The organism is Paracoccus isoporae (genome assembly GCF_900101865.1).
GTDB classification, from domain to species: domain Bacteria; phylum Pseudomonadota; class Alphaproteobacteria; order Rhodobacterales; family Rhodobacteraceae; genus Paracoccus; species Paracoccus isoporae.
This window is the reverse complement of record NZ_FNAH01000003.1, coordinates 206607-233337: the sequence shown is the minus strand read 5'-3', so window position 1 is coordinate 233337 and position 26731 is coordinate 206607. Positions and strand designations below refer to the sequence as shown.

17 protein-coding genes are annotated in these 26731 nt (G+C 66.8%); 5 read left to right on the top strand and 12 right to left on the bottom strand.

What is annotated here, in order from left to right; translation table 11 throughout:
* From BLT73_RS07370 to BLT73_RS07325, 11 genes are all read right to left on the bottom strand, one after another.
* Positions 1 to 969 carry a cupin domain-containing protein gene (locus BLT73_RS07370; protein WP_090522370.1) on the bottom strand — a complete coding sequence of 323 codons (969 nt, stop codon included), beginning with the start codon at positions 967 to 969 and terminating at the stop codon, positions 1 to 3.
* On the bottom strand, positions 966 to 1112 hold the full coding sequence (locus BLT73_RS17265) for a hypothetical protein (RefSeq protein ID WP_176804987.1): 147 nt from the start codon (positions 1110 to 1112) through the stop codon (positions 966 to 968). Before BLT73_RS17265 ends, BLT73_RS07370 begins: the two co-directional genes overlap by 4 nt.
* A complete protein-coding gene (locus tag BLT73_RS07365; protein WP_090522368.1) occupies positions 1112 to 2098 on the bottom strand; it encodes an ester cyclase in 987 nt (328 codons plus the stop codon). Before BLT73_RS07365 ends, BLT73_RS17265 begins: the two co-directional genes overlap by 1 nt.
* Positions 2095 to 3066, bottom strand: a complete 972-nt coding sequence (locus tag BLT73_RS07360) for a nuclear transport factor 2 family protein (protein ID WP_090522367.1) — start codon at positions 3064 to 3066, stop codon at positions 2095 to 2097. The genes BLT73_RS07365 and BLT73_RS07360 overlap by 4 nt, the downstream gene beginning before the upstream one ends.
* Entirely contained in the window at positions 3063 to 4085 is a 1023-nt protein-coding gene (locus BLT73_RS07355) for a LacI family DNA-binding transcriptional regulator (protein ID WP_090522584.1), read from the bottom strand. The genes BLT73_RS07360 and BLT73_RS07355 overlap by 4 nt, the downstream gene beginning before the upstream one ends.
* Positions 4082 to 4846, bottom strand: a complete 765-nt coding sequence (locus BLT73_RS07350) for an SDR family NAD(P)-dependent oxidoreductase (protein WP_090522365.1) — start codon at positions 4844 to 4846, stop codon at positions 4082 to 4084. Before BLT73_RS07350 ends, BLT73_RS07355 begins: the two co-directional genes overlap by 4 nt.
* A gap of 4 nt (positions 4847 to 4850) precedes the next feature.
* Positions 4851 to 6179 carry a histidinol dehydrogenase gene (gene hisD / locus BLT73_RS07345; RefSeq protein ID WP_090522364.1) on the bottom strand — a complete coding sequence of 443 codons (1329 nt, stop codon included), beginning with the start codon at positions 6177 to 6179 and terminating at the stop codon, positions 4851 to 4853.
* A gap of 82 nt (positions 6180 to 6261) precedes the next feature.
* Complete coding sequence (locus BLT73_RS07340; protein WP_090522362.1) at positions 6262 to 7326, bottom strand: ABC transporter ATP-binding protein; 1065 nt, start codon at positions 7324 to 7326, stop codon at positions 6262 to 6264.
* A gap of 9 nt (positions 7327 to 7335) precedes the next feature.
* The gene (locus tag BLT73_RS07335; protein ID WP_090522361.1) at positions 7336 to 8217 is read right to left on the bottom strand and encodes a carbohydrate ABC transporter permease; all 882 of its coding nucleotides are present in this window, start codon (positions 8215 to 8217) and stop codon (positions 7336 to 7338) included.
* Positions 8218 to 8220: 3 nt separating this feature from the next.
* Entirely contained in the window at positions 8221 to 9249 is a 1029-nt protein-coding gene (locus tag BLT73_RS07330; protein ID WP_090522359.1) for a carbohydrate ABC transporter permease, read from the bottom strand.
* Positions 9250 to 9362: 113 nt separating this feature from the next.
* Positions 9363 to 10601, bottom strand: a complete 1239-nt coding sequence (locus BLT73_RS07325) for an ABC transporter substrate-binding protein (protein ID WP_090522357.1) — start codon at positions 10599 to 10601, stop codon at positions 9363 to 9365.
* A gap of 198 nt (positions 10602 to 10799) precedes the next feature.
* Here BLT73_RS07325 and BLT73_RS07320 point away from each other — a divergent pair, with 198 nt between their 5' ends.
* Positions 10800 to 11867 (top strand): ester cyclase, encoded by a 1068-nt coding sequence (locus tag BLT73_RS07320; protein ID WP_090522355.1) that lies wholly within the window; start codon positions 10800 to 10802, stop codon positions 11865 to 11867.
* A 37-nt stretch (positions 11868 to 11904) separates the two neighbouring features.
* Here BLT73_RS07320 and BLT73_RS07315 read toward each other — a convergent pair whose 3' ends face one another.
* The gene (locus BLT73_RS07315; protein WP_090522353.1) at positions 11905 to 13086 is read right to left on the bottom strand and encodes a nuclear transport factor 2 family protein; all 1182 of its coding nucleotides are present in this window, start codon (positions 13084 to 13086) and stop codon (positions 11905 to 11907) included.
* A 522-nt stretch (positions 13087 to 13608) separates the two neighbouring features.
* On the opposite strand from BLT73_RS07315, the gene BLT73_RS07310 reads away from it, so the two are divergent.
* The 4 genes from BLT73_RS07310 (at position 13609) to kduD (ending at position 26724) form a co-directional block, all read left to right on the top strand.
* Positions 13609 to 22080: a glycoside hydrolase family 94 protein gene (locus BLT73_RS07310; RefSeq protein ID WP_143025642.1), complete on the top strand. Its 8472-nt coding sequence runs from the start codon at positions 13609 to 13611 to the stop codon at positions 22078 to 22080.
* Between the two features lie 160 nt (positions 22081 to 22240).
* Positions 22241 to 24301 carry a catalase gene (locus BLT73_RS07305; RefSeq protein ID WP_090522348.1) on the top strand — a complete coding sequence of 687 codons (2061 nt, stop codon included), beginning with the start codon at positions 22241 to 22243 and terminating at the stop codon, positions 24299 to 24301.
* A gap of 68 nt (positions 24302 to 24369) precedes the next feature.
* Complete coding sequence (locus BLT73_RS07300) at positions 24370 to 25887, top strand: phospholipase D-like domain-containing protein (RefSeq protein WP_090522346.1); 1518 nt, start codon at positions 24370 to 24372, stop codon at positions 25885 to 25887.
* A 93-nt stretch (positions 25888 to 25980) separates the two neighbouring features.
* Positions 25981 to 26724 (top strand): 2-dehydro-3-deoxy-D-gluconate 5-dehydrogenase KduD, encoded by a 744-nt coding sequence (gene kduD, locus BLT73_RS07295; protein ID WP_090522344.1) that lies wholly within the window; start codon positions 25981 to 25983, stop codon positions 26722 to 26724.
* Positions 26725 to 26731: the final 7 nt, after the last annotated feature.

Sequence of the window (26731 nt, the reverse complement as noted above, 5' to 3'; positions counted from 1 at the left end):
TTAGTGTCCTTTCCAGGTGGCGCCGGCCGGATCCCCGGTGCCGACGGTGCGATAGAGCGCCGCCTCGCCGGTCATGGCGGGCGCGATGCCGTAGGCGGTGTTTTCCGGCACGCTCATCGTGTCGCCGGGGGCGAGCGTGGCCGCGCCGCCATCCCATGTCACCTTCCAGTGCCCGCGCACCGGCATCAGCACTGCCGGGTTGTCGTGGCGCTGGCGGCCATCCAGCTTCGTGCTCTGGGTGATGAAATCGACCTCGAATCCGGGCTTGTCGCGCAGTTTCGCGTCGGCGCCGATCACCCGCGCGGGCTGGCGGTCGGCAAGCGCCACCAGATCCCAGTAGCGGGCGACATAGTTCGGCACCACCTCGGCCGTGGTCGGTTCGGGGAAGGCCTTCAGCTCCTCGTCGCTGAGCAGCGGCATCGGCTGTTCGCCGTCGGGCAGGGACTGGCCCTTCTTGCTGTCATAGAGCTTGCCCTTCTGAGACAGGATCAGCCCGTGGTCGCGCGCATCCTCGATCACCTGCGGGGCCCAGATCACGCCGCCGCCGGCATCGTCGCCGCCCAGGATCGCCATGATCATGCCGTAATCGGTGCCGATATTCTCGAATCCGCGGAAGATGCCGGTGGGGATGTTGAAGATGTCGCCCTCCTCCAGCACCACCTCGCCGGCATCGCCGTGGCGGCCCCAGAAGAAGCGCCAGCGGCCCTTGAGCACGAAGAACACCTCGGCGGTGCGGTGGGAATGCAGCGAGTTGCGGCAGTTCGGCGGCTGACCGGCCGCGCCGATATTGAAGCCGTGCGGGATCGAGATATGGACGTGCTGATCGGGGCTTTCGCTGACCCCGCCGCCGATGATGGTGAAGTTCTCCTTCTGGTTCGAGCCGGGGGTGTGGGCGTCGATGAAGGCGGTCTTGCAGGGTTGCAGCTCGCCATAGCGGACGATGCGGGAATCCATTTCCTGGGGTGTCATGTCGGTGATCCGTGAAGAATGATTTGGGTTCGGGCGTGATGCGGATGCGCATCGGGGCCGGGGTAATGCGGATTGAGGCGGCGCGAGCGGAGCGCCTGGCGCCAGACATGGAAGCGGCGCAGATCGGCGTCGTCGCGCAGCATCAGACCGACCCCGTATGCAGGTGGATCTGTTTCCAGATCGCCACCTCGTCGAACAGGGTGAATTCGCGGCGCAGCCCGCGCGGGCCGAATTCGGCATGGGTGAAGCCCATGACATGGACCGGCGCGCCGGTCGGGTCGCCGAAACGGCCGAAGCCGTCATGCCGCCCGTCCAGGCTCCATCTCAGCGCGGCGCGGTGCGGCTGGTGCGGGTCCGACCGGCCCATGGCGTGATGGATGCGGAAGGTGGCGGACGGGAAGGCAGAGCGGAGGCGCATCCAGATCGCCTCGGCGTTCTGCCAGCCCCAGCCGCCGATGCCGCCGGCATGTTCGATGCGCAGGGCGCGGTCATATTCGGCGCGGATGACCGAGATGTCCTTGCCCATGATCCGGGTGAGGATCTCGGCCAGTCGCTGGCCCCATTCGCTGTCATTGCCGCGCGCGGTATAGGGTCCGGGCCGGTCCTGATCGGGGGTGAATGGGCGGATCGCCTGATCGGGCCCGCCCTCGGCCACGATCCGGGCGCGGGCGAACTCGGCCGGGTCATGGCCCAGTTGGCGGGCCTGGTCGCCGGTGTCATAGGCCAGCCATTCATCGTCGATCACCTCGTCCAGCACCGCGCAATCGGCGATGCAGCGCACGGTGAAGCGCCGGCCGATGGGCGGGCCCCAGATGCCGTGGCCGGTATGGGTGCCGGTGATGACGCTGCGATGCGAGGACAGGTAGCGCCCGGCCGGATCGCCGGCCCAGATCACGTCCTCGCCCAGAATTTCGAGATCGGGAAACGCCGCCATCTTGGCCAGCGTGTCGTCGATGACCGAGCCGTTGCCGATCTTCATGCCGCCGGCATTGCGCATGATCATCCCGGCGCCATAGGCGGTTTCCAGCAGCGCGATGCCGCGATTCTCCCAGATCTCCTGTGTGATGCCCAGGATATAGCTGTCCGGGTCGGTGTAGCGGGGAGGCGCAGGGCGTCCGGGCTCGGTCATGCCTCACCTGTCTGCAACAGGATCTGTTTCCAGATGGCAATCTCGTCATACAGCGCGGTTTCGCGGCGCAGACCCCAGGGCCCGTATTCGGCGTGGGACATGCCGAACACATGAACGCGCGCCCCGGTCGGGCGTCCGAAAATTCCCCAGCCGTCATGGGTGCCATCGAGGCTCCAGCGGATCGCGGCGCGGGGCGAGAGCATGCCGCCATCCATGCCGATCCGGTGATGGATGCGGAACTCGGCCGAGGGAAAGGCCGATCGCAGCCCGAGCCAGAAGGCCGACACCGCCTCGCGGCCGATGGCCTGCTGCCCGCCGGGATAGTGACCGATCGCGGCGCGGTCGTAATCGGTCAGGATATGGGCGAAATCCATCTCCATGATCCGGGTCAGGTCGTCGGCGTAGCGCAGCCCCCATTCATTTTCGTTGCCGGTGCCGCGATACGGGCCATCGACATCCCGCGACGGGCAGAACGGCTCGGTGGCAAACTCGACCCCACCCTCGGCCGCGATCAGGTCGCGCGCATAGTCCTGCGGGTCCATCCCGAGCTGCCGGACGATGCCGCCATAGTCGCGCACCAGCCATTCATCATGGATGGTATCACCCCTGGCGGCGCAATCCGCAATCACCCGGATGGTGAAGCGCCGGCCGGTCGCGGGGCCGAACTGCCCGTCATTGAGATGCGTCGCGGTGGTGATGATCCGGTGCGAGGAGAGATGCCCGTATTCGGGGTCGTCCGACCAGATCACGTCCTCGGCCAGAAGCTGGCGGTCGGGGAATTCATGCAGCGTGGCCATGGTGGCCGCCATCACGCCACGATTGCCGCTTGTGACGCCCATCGGCGTGCGGATCGGCATGTCCGGCGCGTAGTAGCGGTTCAGCGTCTCGATGCCGCGCTCTTCCCAGATCTCGCGGGTGATCCCGATGATGTAGTCGGGGAAATCCTGCCATCTGTCATAGGCGGTCATCGGCTGGCCTCGTCGGGGTTGCGGGTGGAGCCGCGCAGGATCAGCGGGCCGTCGATCTCGATCCGCGCGGCGGGGCGGGCGCGGTCGCCGATCTTGGCCAGCATCGTGTCCACCGTGGCGGAGACCATGCGATTGACCGGCTGGCGCACGGTGGTCAGATCGAAGGCCGGCCAGGCGGCCAGCGGCACGTCGTCATAGCCGACCACCGCCACGTCATCGGGGATGCGCAGACCCAGCTCGATCCGCAGCACGTCCATCACCGCGAAGGCCATGTGGTCATTGCCGACGAAAATGGCGTCGGGCGGGTCGTCCATGGCCATCATCTGACGGGCGGCGTCGGCGGCGTCTTCGCGGGTATACATCCCCTCCAGCACCGCCGCCGGTGCGTGTCCGGCCGCCTTCAGCGCGTCCAGGAACCCGTCATGGCGGTCGCGCCCGGTGGAGGAGCCGAGCCAGCCCGAGATATGGGCGATGCGCCGGTGCCCGGCAGCGATCAGGAACTCCGCCACCTTGGCGCCCCCGGCGCGGTTGGCCGAAGTCACCGCGGAATGGGCGGTGCCGTCCTGGGCGCGGTTGAACAGCACCACCGGGATGCCCGCGGCCTCGCAGCGTTCGGTCAGGTTGTTGGTCATGCCGACCGATGCGGTGATGATGCCGTCCACCTGGTAGTCGATCAGCTCCTGCATCACCTCCTCGATCTGCGCGTCGGAGTTGCCGGCCATGAAGATCAGGATGTGGTAGCCCTCGGCCTGGAGCGCGCGGGACAGATGTTCGATCGCCACCGGGTAGAACTGGTTTTCCAGATAGGCGACGACCAGTCCGATGATGCGCGAGCGCCCGGTGATGAGCGAGCGCGCCAGCACGTTGGGGCGGTAGCCCAGGGTCTCGGCCGCGTCGCGGACCTTGCGCGACATCGCCGCCGAGACCGAGGCGCCGGGGGTGAACACCCGGCTGACCGCCGACTGGCTGACCCCGGCCAGCCGCGCCACATCCTGAGAAGTCACCTTGTCCGTCATCAGTCCGCCGTCCATCCTCCATCGACCATCATCGCCGTGCCGGTCACCAGCGAGGATGCGTCGGAGGCCAGATAGATCACCGCCCCCATGATATCCTCGACCTCGCCGATCCGGCCAAGCTTGATCTTCTCCTCGATCCAGCGGACGCGGTCGGGGTCCGCGAAGGTGGCTTCGGTCAGCGGCGTGCGGATGAAGGTCGGGCAGACCGTGTTGATGCGGATGCCGCTGCGGCCCCATTCCAGCGCCATGGATTTCACCATCCCCTCGATGGCGTGCTTGCTGGCGCAATAGACGGCGCGGTCGATGCCGCCGACATGGCCCATCTGGCTGGAGACATGGATGATCGAGCCGCGCCTGCCCGCCGCGATCATGCCGCGCGCGGCGCCAGCCGACAGGAAATAGGCGGCGCGCAGGTTGAGCGACATCACCGCGTCGAAATCCTCGGGCGTGGTGTCCAGTGCCGGGGAGTGGCGCGCCATGCCGGCGGAGTTCACCACCACGTCGAAGGCGGGCTGCGCATCCAGGGCGACGGTAAGCGCGTCGAGATCGGCCATGTCGAGCGGCAGTGCCTCGGCGTCTTCGCCGCGGCGGGTGATCTCTTCCACCACCTCCGCCAGACGGTCGGCGCCGCGCGCCGCGCAGACCACATGCGCGCCCTGTTCCGCCAGCGCCGCTGCGCAGGCCGCCCCGATGCCGGAGGACGCGCCGGTAACGAGCGCCCGGCGACCATCGAGGCGGAAGGACGGGGTGCGGGGCAGGGCCATCGCCTTACTCCGCCGCTTCGCGGTGCGGGGCGGGTTCGCCGTAGGGCACGTTGATCCCGCCATAGCGCCGCACCCGGATATTGCACTGCTCGGCATGGCCGACAAAGCCTTCGAGCATGCAGAGCCGCGAGCCGTATTCGCCGATCAGCGTCGCGGCCTCGTCGCTGGTGACTTTCTGATAGCTGTGGGTCTTGAGGAACTTGCCGACCCAGAGACCGCCGGTATAGCGGCCTGCCTTCTTGGTCGGCAGGGTGTGGTTGGTGCCGATCACCTTGTCGCCATTGGCGACATTGGTGCGCGGGCCGAGGAACAGCGCGCCGTAGCTGTGCATCTTCTCCAGATACCAGTCGTCGCGGTCGGTCATCACCTGGACATGCTCATAGGCAAGATCGTTGGCGAGGCCCAGCATCTCGTCATGGCTGCCGCACAGATAGATGTCGCCGTAATCCTTCCAGGACGCCTCGGCCGTCTCGCGGGTGGGCAGCATCGGCAGCAGGCGGTCGATTTCCGCCATCGTCGCCTCGGCCAGCTTGCGGGAATTGGTGATGAGGCAGGCGGGCGAGTTGTAGCCGTGCTCGGCCTGGCCCAGAAGATCCGTCGCGATCATCTCGGCATCGACGGTCTCGTCCGCGATCACCATGGTTTCGGTCGGACCGGCAAACAGGTCGATGCCGACGCGTCCGTAAAGCTGGCGCTTGGCTTCGGCCACGAAGGCGTTGCCGGGGCCGACCAGCATGTGCACGGGATCGATGGTTTCGGTGCCGAGCGCCATTGCGCCCACCGCCTGGATGCCGCCCATCACGTAGATCTCATGCGCGCCGCCAAGATGCATCGCGGCGACGATGGCCGGGTGCGGCGCGCCGCCCACCGGCGGGGCCGAGGCGACGATGCGCGGCACGCCCGCCACCGATGCGGTCAGCACCGACATATGCGCCGAGGCCACCATCGGGAACTTGCCGCCCGGAACATAGCAGCCGACCGACTGCACCGGAATACTGCGGTGCCCGAGGATCACGCCCGGCATGGTCTCGATCTCGATATCCGTCATCGAGGCGCGCTGCGCCTCGGCAAAGCGGCGGATCTGGTCCTGCGCGAAGCGGATATCGGCCATGTCGCGCGGGCTGACCTGCTGCATGGCGGCCTCGATTTCGGAGGCGGAGAGGCGGAAGCTGTCGGGTGCGTAGCGGTCGAATTTCTCGGACAGCTCGCGCACCGCCGCATCGCCGCGGGTTTCGATGTCCTTGAGCGTGGATTCGACCGTGGCGCGCACCTTCGCATCGTCCTCGGCGCGGGCGTCGGCCGGTTTGCCGGATTTGAGATGTTCAATTGCCATGTTGCAGTTCCTTCATGGGGCGCGTCGCGGCGCCGCGTCCTTCGGTTCCGTCGCGGCCCGGACACGGGCCGGCGCGGCCTGTCTAGCGGTGGCGCCCGTCGATGCGTTCGCCGGTTTCGCTGTCGAAGAGATGGCACATCGCCGCGGGGATCTGGGTCCCGACCTCCTCTCCGATCTCGACGCGGTAATCCTTGGGCGCCTTGATCGAGACCAGCGACTCGCCGATGCGGTAGGAGATCATCGACGCCTCGCCCAGCAGTTCGACCGAGTAGACCGGGGCACGCAATTCGCCCTCGCCCTCCGGGGCGAGCGACACGTCCTCTGCCCGGAAGCCCAGCGTGACCGGCCCGGAATGTCTGGTGTCGAGACCGGGCACGCGGATCGACTCGGATTCGAACACCCCGTCCACCAGCCGGCCCTGCACCAGGTTCATTGCCGGGCTGCCGATGAAGCTGGCGACGAAGGTATTGGCCGGATAGTCGTAGATGTCGGTCGGCGTGCCGACCTGCTGGATGCGGCCCTTGTTCATCACCACCACCCGATCGGCCAGGGTCATCGCCTCGATCTGGTCATGGGTGACGTAGATGGTGGTCGTTTTCAGCTTGTGCTGGAGGTTCTTGATCTGGGCGCGGGTCGAAACGCGCAGCTTGGCGTCCAGGTTCGACAGCGGTTCGTCCATCAGGAACACGGTCGGCTTGCGCACGATGGCCCGGCCAAGCGCCACGCGCTGACGCTGACCGCCCGACAGCGCGGCGGGACGGCGTTCCAGCAACTCGGTCAGCTCGACCATTTCGGCCGCGCGCATGACCCGGTCGTGATGTTCGTCCTTGGGGGTCTTGCGGACCTTCAGCGGGAAACGGATGTTCTCATAGACCGAAAGCTGCGGGTAAAGGCCGTAGGACTGGAACACCATGGCGATGTCGCGGTCCTTCGGCTCCAGCTTGTTGACCATCCGGTCGCCGATCCAGATCTCGCCGTCGGTCACGTCCTCCAGCCCGGCGATCATCCGCATGGTGGTCGACTTGCCGCAGCCGGACGGACCCAGCAGCACGATGAATTCCTGATCCTTGATGTGCAGGTCGAAATCATCGACGCCGATGAAATTTCCCCAGCGTTTCGTGATATTCTTGAGCCGCATTTCAGCCATTGGATCACCTTATCCTTTCACGGCGCCGGCGGTCAGGCCGCTGACGATCTGGCGCTGGAACACCATGACGAGAACGAAGAGCGGCGCCATCGCCGAGACGGCGGCGGCCACGGCATACATGACCTTGCCCTCCTGCTGGGTGGAGCCGAGGAAGCTGTTGATCTTGGGAACCATGGTGTGGTTGTCCTGACTGAGAAGCATCGAGGTCACGGTGAAGTCGTTATAGGCCAGCAGGAAGCTGAACAGCCCGGTGGTGACGACGCCGGGCCACATGACCGGGATCACCGCCAGCCGGAACGCCTGGAACCGGGTGCAGCCATCCACCATCGCGCTTTCGTCGAAATCCTTCGGAATGGTCAGAAAGAAGCTGTGCAGCATCCACAGGGTGAACGGCTGGTTGATCGCCACCAGCACGATGATGGTGGTGATCAGATAGCCCCAGATGTTCAGCTCGAAAAACGGCAGCAGATAGCCCGAGACCAGCGTGACATGCGGCATGGCGCGGAAGATCAGCGCCGCGATCAGCAGCCAGAAGGTATAGCGGAACCCGGATCGTGCCAGCGCGTAGCCGCCCAGCGTGCCGACGGTCAGCGAGATGGTGACGGTGGCGATCACGACGATGGCGGTATTCAGCACCGCCTTCCAGAAATCCTGCTCGATCCAGGCACCGTAATAGCCGCTGCCGGTGAAGGGGCTGCCGGTCTGCGCCTCGGTGGCGGGGCCGAAGAAGGCGTTCATCCAGTCGGCGCGGGAGAAGAAATCCGCCTCGACCTTGAACGAGCCCCAGGCGGTCCAGATGAACGGGAAGGCCGCGAGAAACAGCCACAGCAGCACGAAGCCGGTGGACAGCGCGACGAGCGGCCAGGAGCGTTGATGGATGCTGTTCGCCATGGGTCAGGCCTTTCTGCCGAAATCGCGCCAGGTGCGGATCAGCACCGGGAAAAGCAGGATGATGACGCCGAGAATGGTCAGCATGGAACTGGCCGCGGCCGAGCCGAAGAGCGGGAAGTCGCCGGAGCGCAGATCGGTGTAGATCATGTGGCTGAGCGAGCTGGCATTCGCCTCGGCCGAAAACCCGATGATCGGCTCGAACACCCGGAAATTGTCCATGAGCTGCATCAGCGCGATGAAGGTCGCCAGCGGCATCAGATAGGGAATGGTGACGAACCGGATCCGCTCCCACCGGCTGGCGCCGTCGACCATGGCGCTTTCCAGCGTGTCCTGCGGCACGGTTTGCAGCCCGGCATAGAACACCACGAATGCAAAGGGCGCGCTGTGCCAGACGCCATAGACGAACAGCGTCACCCAGGTCAGGGTTGGTGAGGCTTTCAGCGACAGTTGCGGGTCGTTGAACACCGCCTGCAGCGTGGCGCCGATCACCCCGCGCGCGTCGATCATCCAGAACAGCACGAGCGCGCCGATCAGCGGCGTGACGATCATCGGCAGAAGCGAGAAGAAGATCACCGGCCCCTTCAGCCGCGCCGAGACGGTGTTGACGGCGATGGCGATGAAAAAGCCCAGCACGATCACCAGCGGCGTGACGATGAAGGTATAGCTGAGCGTGAAGATCAGCGCCTTGTAGAAGGGCAGGTTCATCACCTGCCGGATGAACTCGCCAAGGCTGTCGCTGCCGCGCCAGGCCGCGCCGACCTCGTCAAAGGCCAGGTGGCTTGCGTTGGTATAGGTGCCCAGCCCGTTGAACCGTCCCATCGGGCTTTCGCTGCGCAGCTCGGCCATGGCGGCAGCATCGACGCGCATTTCCGACTTGCAGCCGAACGGGCCGCAGGATTCCACCTCGGTCATCACCTGTTGATGCTCGACGAAGAAGGACTGGTAGGCGACCGAGACGATGGGAACGGCGATGAACAGGATCATCGCCAGCAGTGACGGCCAGATGAAGGCCAGAAATGTCCTGTGCGGCATGGTTCACTCCGGCAGGAAGGGCGGGGCGGGTGCGGGACCGGACGGCCGGCCCGGCGGCAGGAAAGAGCTGTTGCGACGCGAGGCAGGGCGGATCGGCCGCCCCGCCCGCGCGATCAGTCTATGAAGCCGGATTCGCGGGCCGCGACCATATAGGCGGCGGTCGCATCCGCCAGCGCCTGCTCGGCGCTTTCCTGGCCCTGCATGAATTCCGCCAGGTTGTCGCCGAGCGCCGTGTGCAGCAGCCCCATATAGGGCAGCATCGGATAGGGGCGCGCGCCGCCTTCCAGATTGGCCGCGACCCCCACTGCGGCGGGCGTCGTCTCGTAGCCCTTGACCAGCCAGACGGCGGCTTCGGGGTTCTCCTGCACTGTGTCGGGCGATATGCCGACCATCATGGCGCGGAACGACGCCTCGGCATCCTCGTCCGAGATGTTCTTGGCGATGACGAAGCCGTCCCACCACAGCGCGGCGGAGGGGATCGAGTTACCGTCGATCGTGGGCGCTGCGGCGAATTTCGTGGCGCGGGCGACATCCGGCACGGAGCTGCTCTCCGAGATGTATTCACCGGTGGTCGAGCCCCAGGAGATCTGCATCGCGGTGTCGCCCGCTTCCCACATCGGGCGCAGCGAGTTCGTGTCCAGCGTGATGAAATCGGTCGTCATGAAGCTGCTGAGTTCCTTCATGGTCTCCAGCGTCTTGATGGCGTTCTCGTTCTGGATGTCCGGCTCGGCCGTGCCCGGCTTGAACAACTCGGCGCCGGTGCCGAGATAGGTGTTCACGAAAGCCGCGGCGATATACCAGCCGGACTGGTAGGCGACGGCGAGCGGGTTTTCTATCACGCCCTCATCGCGCAGCTTCTGCGCGGCGGCCAGCACCTCCTCGTAGGAGGTCGGCACTGCGATGTCGTTTTCGGCCAGCACGTCCTCGCGGTAGAACAGATGTTCCGCATTGGCCATGAAGGCGATGGCCATGATCTGGCCGTCCACGCGGATCAACTGGCTTTCCTGCAGATCCTGGCCCCATTTCTCGACATATTCGTCAAGCGGACGCACCAGCCCGCCGGTCAGAAGCGGGGTGACCGAGTTGGTGGCGATCATCGCGACAGTGTAGTTCGCGGGGTTCGTCGTCAGCGCCGGCACCTGGATGTTCTTGTGCTCGGAGGTCTGGTTCTTGGTCACCGTCACCGTATCGCTGGCGCAGCTTTGCGCGGCATCGGCGACGACGCGCAGCGCCGCGAAGTCATTCGACAGGATGCGGACGGACCCCTGTTCGATCCCGCATTCGGCCATCGCGGCGCCGGGGCCGCCGATCAGCGCGGCCGTGGCCACCGAGGCCATCAGAAACTTGTTCATGATCCATCTCCCGTTGAGAGCGGCTTTCGCCTTCGGCAATCCGTGCGGCCGCAGATGAAGTTCAGCCAGTCGAAACATTATTTCTTGTTGGCGTCAGGCCATGAAAGAACCTGTTGCAAAAAGGACGGTAGCGAGTCATGCATACGAATGCAAGAGGATTCTTGCGTCGATGTTCAGAGGCTTGGAGGAGTTGGCGGAATGACGCTTTTCGATGATCGGAAACAGATCCATGCGCGGCTGTCCCGACTGGCCGAATCGGAGCCGCGCGACCTGCGTGCCGCGCTGGAGGGGCTCTATGCGGCGGATGCGCAATGGCGGGGATCGCACCCGCTCAACGAGATGTGCGGGCGGGACGCGATTGCCGAGCTTGTCTGGTCGCCGCTGCAGCGCGCCTTTCCCGATCTGGAACGGCGCGATCTGATCTTCATGGGCGGCCGCTTCGAGGGGCGCGATTACATTGCCGCGATGGGGCATTTCTGCGGCACATTCGCCCGCGACTGGCTGGGGATCCCGGCGACCGGCCTGCCGGCCTATCTGCGGTACGGAGAGGTGCACCAGATAGAGGATGGCCGGATCGTGCAGTCCAGTTGCCTCTGGGATGTGCTGGACCTGATCCGACAGGCCGGGTTCTGGCCGATCGCGCCCAGCATGGGGGCCGAAGGCATGTGGCCGGGCCCGATCACCGCCGATGGAATCATCCTGACACCACAGGATCCGGCCGAGGGCGCGCGCAATCTGTCGCAGACGCTGGCGATGCATGCCACGCTGGGCGCCTATGACGACGAGGCTGCCGAGGGGCGCGACGGTCTGCTGAACATGCCGCAGAAACAGCACTGGCATCCGCGCATGATGTGGTACGGCCCCAGCGGCATCGGCACGGCGCGCGGGCTGGCCGGGTTCGTGGACTGCCACCAGTTGCCCTTCCGCAGCGCCTTCCCGAACCGCAAGGGTGGCGGGCAATGGGACGAGATCGCGGCGATGAAGGCCGAGCATGGCGGCGGCCACTATATCCGCGTCGGAGAGGGGGCGTATTCGGTCACGGCCGGCTGGCCCAGCGTCTTTGCGATGCATCAGGGGGGCGGGTTCCTGGGGCTCGCCCCGACCGGACGTCCTGTGACCATGCGGGTGATGGATTTCTACCTGCATCACGAGGGGCTGATCCGCGAGAACTGGGTGCCGCTCGACATGCTGGATCTGCTCAACCAGATGGGCGTCGATGTGCTGGCCCGGTTGCAGAGCCAGATTCGCCGACCGGGTCGGCACTGAGTGGGCCGCCACCTGACGGGTGGCGGCCTGCCAAAGCTTAGTCGTCCAGAAGCGCCGTGGCCGCCGGGCGGTCGGCGAGCTGCGCCAACTGGACCTGCACCAGCATGGAGAGCTGATCGTAGACGCGCCATTCATCCACGATCTTTCCGTCCTTGTAGTGGAAATGGCTCATCCCCATGACCTGCACGCGCTTGCCGGTCGGCTCTCCCAACTCCTGCAGCAGCCCGTAGCCGAGATGGTGCCCCTCCAGGATCCAGCGGACCGCGACCTTGGTGCCGCCCTCCTCTGACGGGGTGGAGCAGATATGCTGCGGCATGAAGGCCGCATCGGGCAGCGAGCCCAGCACGCCCAGCGTCTGATGCGTGACCGCCGCGATGCCGTAAAGTTCAGCCATCAGCGGGCCGTGATACTGGCAGGTCGGCGCGTAGACATCCTTGATCCGGCCCAGCATCCGCTGGTTCCACACCGCGTGCAGCCATTCCAGCGTCTCGCGCTCGATGTCGTTGTTGGCGATGCTCAGATCAGCCTTTGCGTCCGGGGGATACTGTCCCAGCATCCGCCGGTTCTCGCCGATGTCGATCGATACCAGCCCCTTGTCGAACAGCCGCTCCGAGATCTTGCGCGCGAAGTCCTGCGGGTTCAGGCCGAGCTGCTTGATGATGGCCATCTGATCGGCCACCACCCATTCGCGGTAGATCTTGTTGGCGTGGATCATGCAGTCGGCAATCGTGCGCGACACGAAGGTCCGGCCGGTCGGCGGTCCGTAATGGCCGTATTGCGTGTGGCGCCCCGATCCGGTCACCAGATGCGAGGTATAGAAACCGTTCTGATCGTCGCCGTTCCAGATGACCTGCGTGGCCATGCCGCGCCGCTCTGGCAGGCTGACAAGGCGTTGGATGGTGTCGCGCACCACCTCCTCGCGGTCGTAGAGCGTGCCCATGGTGCCGTAGAGCACGCAGTTATGGGTGTAATGCGTGTAGATCAGCCCGATATCGCGTTCGTCCCAGATGCGATGGGTGCAGCGGATGATGTAGTCGACAATGTCGGTATAGATGTCGTCGAACCCCTCCATCGGATGCGCGCGCTTGCGATCCTCCGGCACCAGATCGACGAAGTCGCGCCGCTCCACCTGGAGCACTGCATCGGCCGCCTTGGCCGGGGCGCGTCCGGCGTCGCGCGCCTTTCCGTCATCGCTGGGTTTCTTGTCATCGACAGCCATCGGGATCCTCCTCTGATCCGTATCGGGATGAAATCGCTGCGGGCGACTATAGACTCGCTGCATACGAATGCAATGGTGATGTACTGCGCTTAGTGTCTGTCGCGTCGAGTTGTGGATCATAGGCATGCGTCGGATTTGACGCTGATCAACGCTTTGTGCGTGAGGCGTGGGATTTGGACATTTTTGACGTCAACTCCAAGGGAGCCGAGACGGCACGAAGGGCAGCTCATCGGAGGAATATCAGTTGGTAACCTGAGGGCTGCTTCATGGGATTCTGAGTTGTGGCCGGTCCGCAGAGAAGATGCATTCCACAGCGAACCTGACTGACGGCAACCCGCGGCTCAATAGTTGTAACCAGCACTTGACCTTAAACGGACCGGAACCCGGCGCCGTATTCCGGATTTGTAAACAGGGCCGGGATGTTCCGGCGGTAGCGAGTGCGGGACCAGCATGGCCGATCAGAGATTTACCGACAGGCTGCGCGATACGCTCCCCCGACGGCGGATGGATCAAGGCGGTGAGATGCCCCGCGCATGGCCCGATCATCCGCCGCCGATCCGGTTCGATCTCTGGGCCGGCCGCTCGCTGGCCGAGGCGGGGCGCGAGCTGGCCGAGACGCGGCGGCCGGAGCTTGCCGATGCGCCGCACCGGCCCGTGCGCAGGCTGGAGGAGAACCGCGCGGCGATCCGGCAGAACTATCTCGACACGGTCGCGGCGGCGGAGGCGGGCGCGCTCATCACCCCTGCCGCCGAATGGCTGATCGACAATCACCACATGGTCGAGGAGCACCTGCGCCAGGTCCGGCAGGGCTTCAACCGCAATTTCATGCACCGCCTGCGCCGGGTCAGCCTGGCCGGGGGCGGCACGGCGCCGCGCAGCCTGGTCATCGCCTGGTACTATGTGGCGCTGACCAATTCCGATGTCTCCGCACCCGAGCTGACGGAGTTCCTGCGCGGCTATCAGCAGGTCGCGACGCTGGACATCGCGGAACTCTGGGCGGTGCCCAGCTTCATCCGTTACGTGCTGATCGAGAATCTGCGCCGCTTGTCGGATCGCGTGGCCTCCGCCCGCGCGCGGCGCGATGCGGCGAACCTGATCGCGGACCGGCTGGCCGAGGCGGGGCGGCCCGGTGCGGCGGCGGAGATCATCCATCAGCATGCGTCGCTGGTGACCGACAACACCGTCGCCGCGCAGCTTCTCTATCGGCTGCGTGACGGCGGGCCGGACGCGCAGGCGGCCCTGGCCGCGCTGGAACGCCAGATGGGCGGCGCCTCGGCCGGCGAGCGCGCGGTGCAGACCGAATATGCCGTGCAGTCCAGCGGCAATGTCACCGTCGGCAACATCATCCGCAGCCTGCGCCGGATGGGAGAGATCGACTGGCTGGACTGGTTCGAGGGGGTGAGCCATGTCGATCAGCTTCTCGCCGGATCGACCGAGTTCGACCGGCTGGACCAGGCCACCCGCACCAGCTATCGCGACGAGATCGAGCGCATCGCGCGGCGCACGGAGCGGCCGGAGACCGAAGTTGCGCGCCGCACGATCGCGGAGGCCGCGCGGGGCCGGGTGGAGGCGGGACAGGAGCTGCCCGGGTGGGAGCGTGGCGGCGGCGAACGGGTCGATGTCGGGCATCTGCTGGTCGGGCCGGACCGGACCGCGCTGCGCGAGACGCTGAACTATCGCCCGAACCTGCGCGAGCGGATCGGCGGGGCGATCCGCGACATGCGGGTCTGGGCGCTGATCCTTCCGCTGGTGGTGCTGACGCTGCTTCTGCTGCTGGCGATGCGCTGGGTTCTGCCCGAGGATCTGCCGCTGTGGCAAAGCGCGCTGCTGCTGGTCCTGACCGCGTTTCCGGCGGCCGACACTGCGATGCAGGCGATGGGGTTCCTGACCGCGCGCGCCGTGGCGCCGCGGCGTCTGCCGGCGCTGGATTTCCGCAACGGAGTCCCGCCCGAGGCGCGCACGCTGGTCGTCATTCCGGGCATGATCACCAGCCTCGACGAGGTGGATGAGCTGGCGGAGATGCTGGAATCGCATTACCTCGCCAACCCGGCCGGCGATATTTCCTTTGCGCTGCTGACCGACTGGCGCGACGCCGAGACCGAGCAGATGCCGGACGATCAGCGCCTGCTGGATCACGCCCGCGACCGGATCGAGGCGCTCGCGGAGCGCTATGACCACGGCGGGCGGCGGCGCTTTTTCCTGCTGCATCGTCGGCGGCAATGGAACCCCTCCGAAGGGGTCTGGATGGGGTGGGAGCGCAAGCGCGGCAAGCTGACCGAGCTGAACCGGCTGCTGCGTGGCGACCGGGAGACCAGCTTCATGCAGACCGGGCCGACGCCGCCCGAAGGGGTCCGGTTCGTGGTTACGCTGGACAGCGACACCCGGCTGCCGCGCGATTCGGTCGCGGCGCTGGCGGGCAAGATGGCGCATCCGGTGAACCGTCCGGTGCTGGACGCGGATGGTCTCGTCGTGGCCGGGCACGGCATCATCCAGCCGCGCGTCACGCCGTCGCTGACCACGGGCGCGGATGCCTCGGTCTTCCAGCGGATCTTCTCGGCCAATCGTGGGCTTGACCCATACGTGTTTACCGTCTCGGACCTGTATCAGGATCTGTTCGACGCAGGCTCCTTCACCGGCAAGGGGATCTATGACATCGACGCGGTGGAGGCGGCGACGCAAGGGCGGCTGAAGGAAAACGCGATCCTGTCGCATGACCTGCTGGAAGGCAGCCTGGCGCGGGCGGGGCTGGCCTCCGATGTCGAGGTGGTCGAGGATTTCCCGATCCGCTACGCGACCGAGGCCAGCCGACAGCATCGCTGGATGCGCGGGGACTGGCAGCTTCTGCCGATGATCCTCGATCCGGGGAACGGGCTGACCGGGCTGGCGCGATTCAAGATGCTGGACAATCTGCGCCGCTCGCTGGTCGCGCCGGGCTGGGTGGGCGCGTCGATCCTGGGCTGGCTGGTGCTGGACGGAGCGCAGGCGGCGATCTGGCAGGTGGCGCTGATCCTGCTCAGCGCGCTGGTGGCGATTTTGCAGGTCGATCTGAGCATTTTCCGCCCCCAATACGGCGTGTCCTGGGAATACCACCTGCGCGGTATGGCGCGCGATGCGCTCGGTTACGTCACCCAGCTTGGCCTGCGGCTGACCACCGCCGCCTTCCGCGCCTGGAGCGCGGCCGACGCCATCGCGCGCAGTGTCTGGCGGATGTTCGTGTCGCGCCGGAACCTGCTGGAATGGACGACGGCGCGGGCGGCGGGGCGCGCGGACAGCTCCGTCGAGGATGCCTATCGCCGGATGATCGCCTCGCCGCTGATCGGGGCGGCTGCCATCGCGGCGGTGGCCGCGCTGAACCCGTCCGCCCTGCCTGTGGCGCTGATCTTCGGCGCGGTGTGGATTGCCGCGCCCTGGATCATGCATCGCGCCTCACGCCCGCTTTCGACCGAGGACCGGCTGGCGGTCTCGGAGGAGGACGCGCAGGAGTTGCGCGCGATTGCCCGCCGCACCTGGCGCTATTTCGAGGATTTCGTCACCCCGGAGAGCAATCACCTGCCGCCCGACAACTGGCAGGCGCTGCCGGAACCGAAATTGGCCGAGCGCACCTCGCCCACCAATATCGGGCTTTACCTGATGTCGGCCATGTCGGCGCATGATTTCGGCTGGATCAGCCTGGACAATGCGCTGGCACGGATCGATGCGACGCTGACCACGATGGAGCGGATGGGGCGCTATCGCGGACATTTCTTCAACTGGTATGACACGCGCACGCTGGCGGTGCTGCCGGCGCCCTACGTGTCATCCGTCGACAGCGGCAACCTGGCCGGGCTGCTGATTACCCTCTCGGCCGGGTTGCAGGGCTGGGCGGGGAACGCGCCCTCGGTGCGGCGCAGGCGGACCGGCGGGCTGGCCGATGCGCTCAACCTGCTGCGGGCGGAACTGGGGCGGATGCCGCGTGGCCAGCGGCGGCTGGAGGATCTGCGCGGGGTGCTGGATCAGGCGGTCTCCGGCTTTGCCGCGGCCCTTGCCGACACCACCGGCGGGCCGCTTTCGGACCCGATCCTGGCCCAGCAACTCACCACGCGCAGTGGCGAGATCCTGCGGCTCGCCCGCGAACTCGACAGCGCCACCGGAGATGACAGCGCCGCAGAGGTGGTGATCTGGGCCGCGGCACTCGACCGGGACTGCCGCGACGTGGTGATCGAATCGAAGGAATCGCGCGAGGATCTGGACCGGTTCGCGCTGCGGGTCAGCGTTCTGGCGGAACGCGCCCGCGCCCTGGCCTTCGCGATGGATTTCGGGTTGTTCGTCCATCGCGACAGGATGCTGCTCTCCATCGGCTATCGCCCGAACGAGGGCGAGCTGGACGACAGCTCCTATGACCTGCTGGCGTCCGAGGCGCGGCTGACCAGCTTCCTGGCCATCGCCAAGGGCGATATCCGCAAGGAACACTGGGCCCAGCTCGGCCGCCCCTTTGCGACGGTCCGCCACCAGGGTGTGCTGCTGTCATGGTCGGGCTGCATGTTCGAATATCTGATGCCGCCCCTGATGCTGAAGGAGCGGCAGGGCGGCATCCTGAACCACTCCAACAGCATGGCGGTGGATGTGCAGATGGAATGGGGTGCTGCACATGGCTTGCCCTGGGGGATCTCGGAAAGCGCCTTCAACGCCCGCGACCGGGACATGAATTACCAGTATTATGCGTTCGGCGTGCCGACGCTGGCGCTGAAGCGCAGCGGCGGCGATTACGTGGTCGCCCCCTATGCCTCGCTGATGGCTGCGCAGATCCGGCCGGCGGCGGCGGTCAGGAACCTCGCGCGGCTGCGCGAGATCGGGGCGGAGGGGCCGTACGGCTTCTACGACGCGGTGGATTACGCCCCCGGCCGTCTGCGGGACGGCGCGAAATTCGCCGTGGTCCGCAACGTGATGGCGCATCATCACGGCATGTCGATCCTGGCCGTCGCCAACGCCGTGATGGACGGCATCCATCGCGAGCGATTCCATGCCGACCCGGTGGTCCGAGCGTCGGAATTGCTGCTCCAGGAAAAATCCCCGCGCGACATCACCCCGGTCACCCGCGCGCCCTCTGCCGACGGGCCGGGGCGCGGGAACATGCTGACCGCCGGCGATACCCAGACCGTCATCAGCGAACCCGGCCGGTCCGAACGCGAGGTCTGCCTGATCACCAACGGCGCCTTCTCCACCCTGATCTCCTCGACCGGGGCGGGGCAGTCGAGCCTTGGCCCGGTCGCGCTGAACCGCTGGTCGCCCGATCCGACCATCGACGATGGCGGCATCCATCTGCTGCTGCGCGACGTGCAGTCGGGCGAATGGTGGTCGGCCACCCATGCCCCGTGCAGCGGCCGGGACGAGCGCAGCTCCGTGGTGTTCTCGGACCACAAGGCGGAGTTCTTCAAGACCGCCAACGCCATCGAAAGCCGGATGGAGGTGATCGCCGCGACCGAGGGCAATGCCGATGGGCGGCGGCTGACCATGCGCAACCGCTCCGGCTCGGACAAGACCATCGAAGTGACCTCTTACGGAGAGATCGTGCTGGATCACCCGGCTTCCGACCGGGCGCACCCGGCCTTCTCGAAAATGTTCGTGGAGACGGAGATCCGCGAGCGCGGGGGGCTGATCGTGGCAGAGCGGCGGCCGCGCGACCCGCGCGGCAAGTCCAATTACATGGCGCATCTGATCGCCGGGCCGGAAGGCGCGCTGATGCCGGATTTCGAGGCCGAGACCGACCGGCGCGCCTTTCTGGGCCGGGGCCGGGCGCTGTCGAACGCCGCCGCGTTCGAGCGCGGTGCCACGCTGGCGGGGAATGCGGGCCACACGCTGGACCCGATCTTCGCGATCCGGCGCCGGGTGCGGCTGCCGGCGGGCAAATCCGTCTCTCTGACCTTCTGGACGCTGATCGCCGACAGCGAGGCTGATCGCGACCGGCTGGCCGCGCATTACATGCGTCCGGCCGTGTTCGACCACGAGCTGCGCCTGTCCTGGACCTATTCGCAGGTGCAGCTTCGGCATCTCAACGTCACGCTGGACGAGGCCAAGCTGTTCCGCAGCTTCGCTGCGCTGTTGATCTGGCCCGATCTGCGGCTGGCCGCGACGCCGAAGCGCCGCACCGAGCTGGGCCCGCAATCCGGTCTCTGGCCGATGGGGATTTCGGGCGACAACCCGATCCTGCTCTTGCGCACCGATGACGAGGCCGATCTGCCCATTATCCGCAACGCGCTGAAGATGCACGGCTTCCTGCGCGCGCGCGGCGTGGCCCATGACGTGGTGATCCTGAACGAACGCGCCACCAGCTATGTGCAGGATCTGCAATCCGCGATTCAGTCGATGGTCGATGCCGCCCATCACAGCGACGCCGAGGACGCCCCGCGCCATGTCCATGCGGTCCGCCGCGACCAGATCAGCAAGGACAGCTTCGACACGCTGGTCTCTGCCGCGCGGATCATGCTGCACACCCGCAACGGCCAGCTTGCCGAACAGCTCGACCGGCTGCGCGAGGCCCGCGACGACCACGCGTCCGACCGCGCCCCGCACCGTGCCGCGCAGCGCGATCCCGCCCCCGATGCCCCGTCCCGCTCGCCGCTGAGCTTCTGGAACGGGTTTGGCGGCTTCGCGCCGGATGGCCGGGAATATGTGATGCGGCTGGCGCATGACCGCCCGACCCCGCATCCCTGGATCAACGTCATCGCCCGCGAGGATTTCGGCTTCCACGTCTCGGGCGAGGGCGCGCCCTATAGCTGGGCGGTCAATTCGCGCGACTACCAGATCACGCCCTGGTCGAATGATCCGGTCCGCAACCGCCCCGGCGAGGCGATCTATATCCGCGATCAGGCCACCGGCCGGGTGGCGACACCGTTTCTTGGCGTGGCCGACGATCCCGACGCGGTGTTCGAATCGGCGCATGGTCTGGGATATTCCCGCTTTTCCGCCGATTACGGCTGGGTGTCGGTCGAGGCGGTGATGACGCTGGCAGAGACCGGCCCGGCGCGGCTGACCGCGCTGAAGGTGACGAACCGGACCGGCCGCGTGCTGCGGCTGGACGGGGTCGCCTATGCCGAGCTGGTGCTTGGCAATGACCGGGCGCGCAACGCCCCGATGGTCCAGACCCGCTTCGATACCGGGCTGGGCGCGATCCTCGCGCAGAACCTCTATTCCGGCGAATTCGCGGATCGCATCACGCTGTTGTCCTGCGACCGGCAGGTCAGTGGATTCTGCGGCAGCCGGACCGCGTTTCTGGGCCGTGACGGTGACCTGCCCCACCCGGCGGCGCTGGCGGACTGGCCGCAGGGCACAGCGCTGGCCGATGCGCTGGACTTGGGCGGCACCCCGGTGCCGGGCATCGACGCCGAGGGCGATCCCTGCGCCGCGATCCGCTGGCACATGGACCTGGCACCCGGCGGGACGGCCGAGACCACGCTGATTCTGGCCAATGCCACGCAGGACGAACTGCCCGCGTTGCTGGATGCCGCCCGCAGCGACGGCGCGGTGGACCGCGCCCTGACCGCCCAGCGGAATGGCTGGGACGCGACGCTGAGGCGGCTTCAGGTCGAAACCCCGGATGAGCGGCTGAACCTGATGGTCAATGCCTGGCTGCCCTATCAGGCGCTGTCCTGCCGGATCCGGGCGCGCACGGCCTTCTACCAGGCGTCGGGCGCTTACGGGTTCCGCGACCAGTTGCAGGACACCGCGGCGCTGATCCTGCAAGACCCGTCGCTCTGCCGCCGGCAGATCCTGAACGCCGCCTCGCGGCAGTTTCCCGAAGGCGATGTCCAGCACTGGTGGCTGCCGCGCGGCGGGGCCGGGGTGCGCACGATGATTTCCGACGACGTGGTCTGGCTGGGCCATATCACCGCGCATTACATCAACTCCACCGGCGATGCGGGGATCCTGGACGAGCCGATCGAATATATCGAAGGCGAGGCGCTGGAGCCGGGCGAGCATGACCGCTTCTATGCGCCGCGCAAATCGGGCGAAGTCGCGCCGCTTTACGATCACTGCGCCCGCGCGCTGGATCTGGCGATGGCGCGGACCGGCGAAAACGGGCTGCCGCTCATTCTCGGCGGAGACTGGAATGACGGCATGAACCGCGTGGGCGAGGCGGGGCGCGGCGAAAGCGTCTGGCTGGGCTGGTTCCTGTGCGCGACGCTGGATGCCTTCATCCCCATCGCCACGCAGCGCGGCGATGCGGCGCGCGCGAAGGCCTGGCAGGCCCATCGCGACCGCGTGGCCGAGGCGCTGGATCAGTCCGGCTGGGACGGGGCGTGGTATCGCCGCGGCTATTTCGACGACGGCACGCCGCTGGGATCGGCCGACAGCGCCGAATGCCGCATCGACAGCATCGCGCAAAGCTGGGCGTTGATCTCTGGCGCCGGTCGGCCGGACCGGGCGCGGCGCGGGGTAAAGGCGGCGCTCGACCAGCTCTTCGACCGCGACGCGCAGATCCTGCGGCTGTTCACGCCGGCCTTCCACGACACGGTGCAGGAGCCGGGCTATATCAAATCCTACCCGCCCGGCGTGCGCGAGAATGGCGGACAATATACCCATGCCGCCGCTTGGATGATCTATGCGCTGGCGCGGGGCGGCGATGTCACCCGCGCGCACCGGCTGTTCGATGCGCTGAACCCGGTCAGCCATTCGCTCGACCCCCGCTCGGCCGAGATCTACCGGGTCGAACCCTATGTGGTGGCCGCCGATATCTATGGCGGGCGCGGCAAGACCGGCCGCGGCGGCTGGACCTGGTATACCGGCTCTGCCGGCTGGATGTTCCGCGCGGCGGTGGAGGGGATCCTGGGCATCACCCGCCGCCCTGGCGGGATCGGCATCGATGCGCGCCTGCCCGATGGCTGGCCGGGCTTTGCCGCGACGATGGAGATCGGCGGCAAAGCGCGCAGGATCGAGGTCACACGCGCGCCCGGCGGCGAGGTGGTGGCGCGCATTGATGGCCGCCCCCTTGGCCCGGACGAGGTGATCGGCGACTGACCCCCGCGCCGCACCGCCACGCCGGGCACCCGGCCCGCGCAACATCGTGACGGTTCAGATTGGTTAATCCGTGGAACCCCTCCGAGCCGGGGCAAGTTGCGTCGGCATGGCGCCCCATGCGCGGCGCGCCGCGGACCCACCTCACCGGAAGGCAGGAGCGATGGCAGACGATAAAAGCTACAAGACCGAACGCGGAAATGCGGGTGAACGCCACCAGTTGGCCACCGGCGACACGCAGGCGATGACGACGAATTTCGGCGTCCCGATCTCCGACAACCAGAACAGCCTGAAGGCGGGCGCGCGCGGCCCGACCCTGCTGGAAGATTTCGTGCTGCGCGAGAAGATCTTCCATTTCGACCACGAGCGCATCCCCGAGCGGATCGTCCACGCCCGCGGCTCGGCCGCGCATGGCTATTTCGAATGCACCGACCCGATCCCCGAGATCAGCCGCGCCAGCCTGTTCGCCGAGAAGGGCAAGAAAACCCCCGTCTTTACCCGCTTCTCGACCGTGGCCGGTGGCGCGGGCTCGGTCGATACGCCGCGCGACGTGCGGGGCTTCGCGGTCAAGTTCTACACTGATGAAGGCAACTGGGATCTGGTCGGCAACAATATTCCGGTCTTTTTCATCCAGGACGCGATCAAGTTCCCCGATCTGATCCACTCCGTGAAGATGGAGGCCGACCGCGCCTATCCGCAGGCCGGATCCGCCCATGACACGTTCTGGGATTTCGTCTCGCTGATGCCCGAAACCCTGCACACGCTGATCTGGGCGATGTCCGACCGCGGCATCCCGCGCAGCCTGCGGATGATGGAGGGGTTCGGCGTCCACACCTTCAAGCTGGTGAATGCGCAGGGCGAGGAGCAGTTCTGCAAGTTCCACTGGCGCCCGAAGCTGGGCACCCAGTCCTTCATCTGGGACGAATCGGCCAAGGCGCAGGGTGCGGATAACGATTTCCACCGCCGCGACCTGTGGGAGGCGATCGAGCGCGGCGATTACCCGGAATGGGAGCTGGCGCTGCAGATCTTCGATCAGGATCTGGCGGACTCGCTGCCCTATGACGTGCTCGACGCCACCAAGATCATCCCCGAGGAGGTGGTGCCGCTGCGCGTCGTCGGCCGCATGGTGCTGGACCGCAACCCGGATAATTTCTTCGCGGAGACCGAGCAGTCGGCCTTCCTGCCCTCCAACGTGGTGCCGGGGATCGACTTCACCGACGACCCGCTTCTGCAGGGGCGGCTATTCTCTTATCTCGACACGCAGAAATCGCGGCTCGGCACGACGAATTTCCACCAGATCCCGGTCAATGCACCGAAATGCCCCTTCGCCAACATGCAGCGCGACGGGATGATGCAGACCATGATCTTCAAGGGCCGGGCGAATTACGAGCCCAACAGCCTGAACGACGCGGGCGAAGATCCCGGCCCCCGTCCGGTCGAGGCCGGGTTCCACACCGCCGAACAGCGCGTCGAGGGCAAGAAGCTGCGCATCCGGCCGGAGAGCTTCGCGGATCACTACAGCCAGCCGCGGCTCTACTGGAACTCGGTGACGGACAACGAACGCGCCCATATCGCCTCGGCCATCACCTTCGAGCTGTCCAAGGTGTCGCTGGATCACGTGCGCGAGCGGGTGCTGTCGCATCTGCGGGTGCTGCACGAGGATCTGGGCCGCCGCGTCGCGGACGGGCTGGGCATCGAGTTGCCGGAAGCGGCCGAACCGGCGAAGGCGCCGATTGACCTTGATGTCTCCGACGCGCTATCGATCCAGAAGAACTGGCCCGCCACGCTGGAGGGTCGCCAGATCGCGATCCTGTTCGACGAAGGCTCCAGCAAGTCCGAGATCGAGTCGCTGAAAAGCGCCGTCGAATCCGCCGGGGGCACGGCCATGCTGGTCGCGCCGAAGGTCGGTGGCATCCCGCTCGACCAGGGCGAGATGACCGCGGACGGGCAGCTTGCCGGTTCGCCCTCGGTGCTGTTCGACGCGGTGGCGTTGGTGCTGACCGGCGACGCGGCGCAGAAGCTGGCCAAGAACAGCGCCGCGATCGGCTTCGTGTCGGATGCATACGCCCATCTCAAGGCCATCGGCGCCAGCGAAGGCGCGCAGGCGCTGCTCGACAAGGCGGGTGTGGAGAAGGATGATGGCGTGACCGACATCGCCGGCCTCCTCGAGGCGGCGAAGCTGCGCTACTGGGACCGCGAGCCGAAGCTGCGCGATCTTGCCTGACGCCCAGACCCGGATCGGCAGATCGCCGGTCCGGGCCGTTATTCCGAACTCTGCCCCCGAAGGACGCCATGGATCATCTCAAATTCGAGCCCGGCGAGAATTGCTGGCAGGTGGAACCCGCCGAGCGGTTTTCGGTGATCGTGGACGGGGCGGATTACTTCCGGCTGCTGCGCGAGGTGCTCGCCAAGGCCGAGCGGCTCATCATCCTGGTCGGCTGGGATTTCGATTTCGAGATGGAGATGCTGCCCGGCGAAAGCGATGAAGACGGCAACGCGCCCGACGGTCTGCCCAACCGGATCGGCCGGTTTCTCGACGCGCTCGTCGAACGCCGCAGCGGGCTGGATGTCTATCTGCTGAAATGGAGCGGCGGCGCGCTGATCGCGCCGGGCGGCATCATGCCGTCGCTGCAGATCAAGTTCATGTCGCCCGACCAGATCCACCTGGCCTTCGACGGCCGCCACCCGATCGGCGCCTGCCACCACCAGAAGCTGGTCTCGGTCGATGATTCCGTCGCCTTCTGCGGCGGGATCGACGTGACCGCCGGGCGTTGGGACACCTCCGAACATGCCTCGGACAACCCCAATCGGCTCTCGCGCGAGGGCGAGGTATTGCAGCCCTGGCATGACGTGACCACGATCATGACCGGCCGGGCCGCCGCCGCGATCAGCGAGCTGTGCCGCCATCGCTGGGAACGCGCCAATGACGACTCGATGGAGGAGGAATTCCGCCCCGGCGAAAGCCGCTGGCCGGACGGGCTCGCGGTGGATTTCACCGAGATCGACGTGGCCATCGCCCGCACCGAGCCGCCCGAATCCGACCGCCCCATCACGGCCGAGATCGAGCAGCTCTTTCAAGATTCCATCGCCGCGGCGCAGGATTACATCTATCTCGAATCCCAGTATTTCGCCTCTGACAGCATCACCGATGCAGTGATGCAGCGCATGCAGGATCCCGACGGCCCGGAAATCGTGGTCATCAATCCCGAGGGCGCGCAGACAGAGCTGGAAGACAAGGCCATGCATGTCACGCGCGGCCGGATGATGCGCCGGTTGCAGGCGGCCGATCCGCATGGGCGGTTCCGCATTCTCTATCCGGTCAATGACGACGGTGCCGCGATCTATGTCCACGCCAAGGTGACCATCATCGACGACCGGATGCTGCGGGTGGGCTCGGCCAATCTGGACCGCCGCTCGATGGGGTTCGACACCGAAAGCGACGTGGCGATCATGGCCGACCGGCCGCAGGACCGCGAAAAGGTGCGCCAGATCCGCGACCGGCTTCTGGCCGAACATCTGGGCTGCGCGCCGGAGCGGCTGGCCGAAGAACTCGAGCGGAGCGGCGGGCTGATCGCCGCCATCGACGCGCTGAACGACCCCGCGCGCGGCCGCGGGCTGCGCCCGGTTCAGCCGCGCCGCGAAGGCCCGCTGGACCGGCTGTTTGCCGATACGCGCTTTCTCGACCCGCGCTATCGCCACAGCGCGCAGGCGCGGCTGGGGATCACCTCGCGCCATATCATGGTCGGCGGCGCGCTCGTCGCGGCGGGGCTGTTTCTCTGGGTGCGGCACCAGCGGAACCGGCGCGGCTGAGGGCGGGGCATCCGGTCGTAGCGGCTTCATCTGGCGGGCGCGGGGCGCTAGGCTCGCCGCCGGAGCATTCACCGACGCGGAAGGGATCAGGACATGGCAGGGCTTTTTTCACTGGGCGGGCAGCGCGCGCTCGTCACCGGCGCGAATACCGGCATCGGACGGGCGATTGCCGAGACGCTGGCCGGGCAGGGTGCGCGCGTCACCTGCGCCGGGCGCCGCTCCTGCGCCGAGACGGTGGAGGCGATCACCGACGCCGGGGGCGAGGCCGACGAGCTGCAGATCGATTTCGCCGACCCCATGGCCGCGACGGACAACTTCGCAGGCGAAGGCTACACCCTGCTGGTCAACAATGCCGGCATCATCCGGCGCGAGGATGCGGTCAGCCATTCCGAAGCCGACTGGGACGCGGTGATCGACGTGAACCTGAAGGCGGTGTTCTTCACCTGCCAGGCATTCGGCAAGGAACTGATCGCGACGGGGCAGCAGGGGGCGGTCGTGAACATCGCCTCGCTGCTGTCCTTTCAGGGCGGAATCCGCGTGCCGGGCTATACCGCCAGCAAGCATGGCGTGGCCGGGCTGACGAAACTGCTGGCCAATGAATGGGCGCCGCATGGCATCACCGTGAACGCCATCGCGCCGGGCTATATCGCCACCAACAACACCGAGGCGCTGCGCGACGACCCCGAGCGGTCGCGCCAGATCCTCGAACGCATCCCGGCCGGGCGTTGGGGCAAGCCCGAGGATATCGGCGGCACGGCGGCGTTTCTGTGTTCGCCCGCCGCGCGCTACGTGACCGGCGCGGTGCTGAATGTCGATGGCGGGTGGCTGGCGCGGTGAACCACCC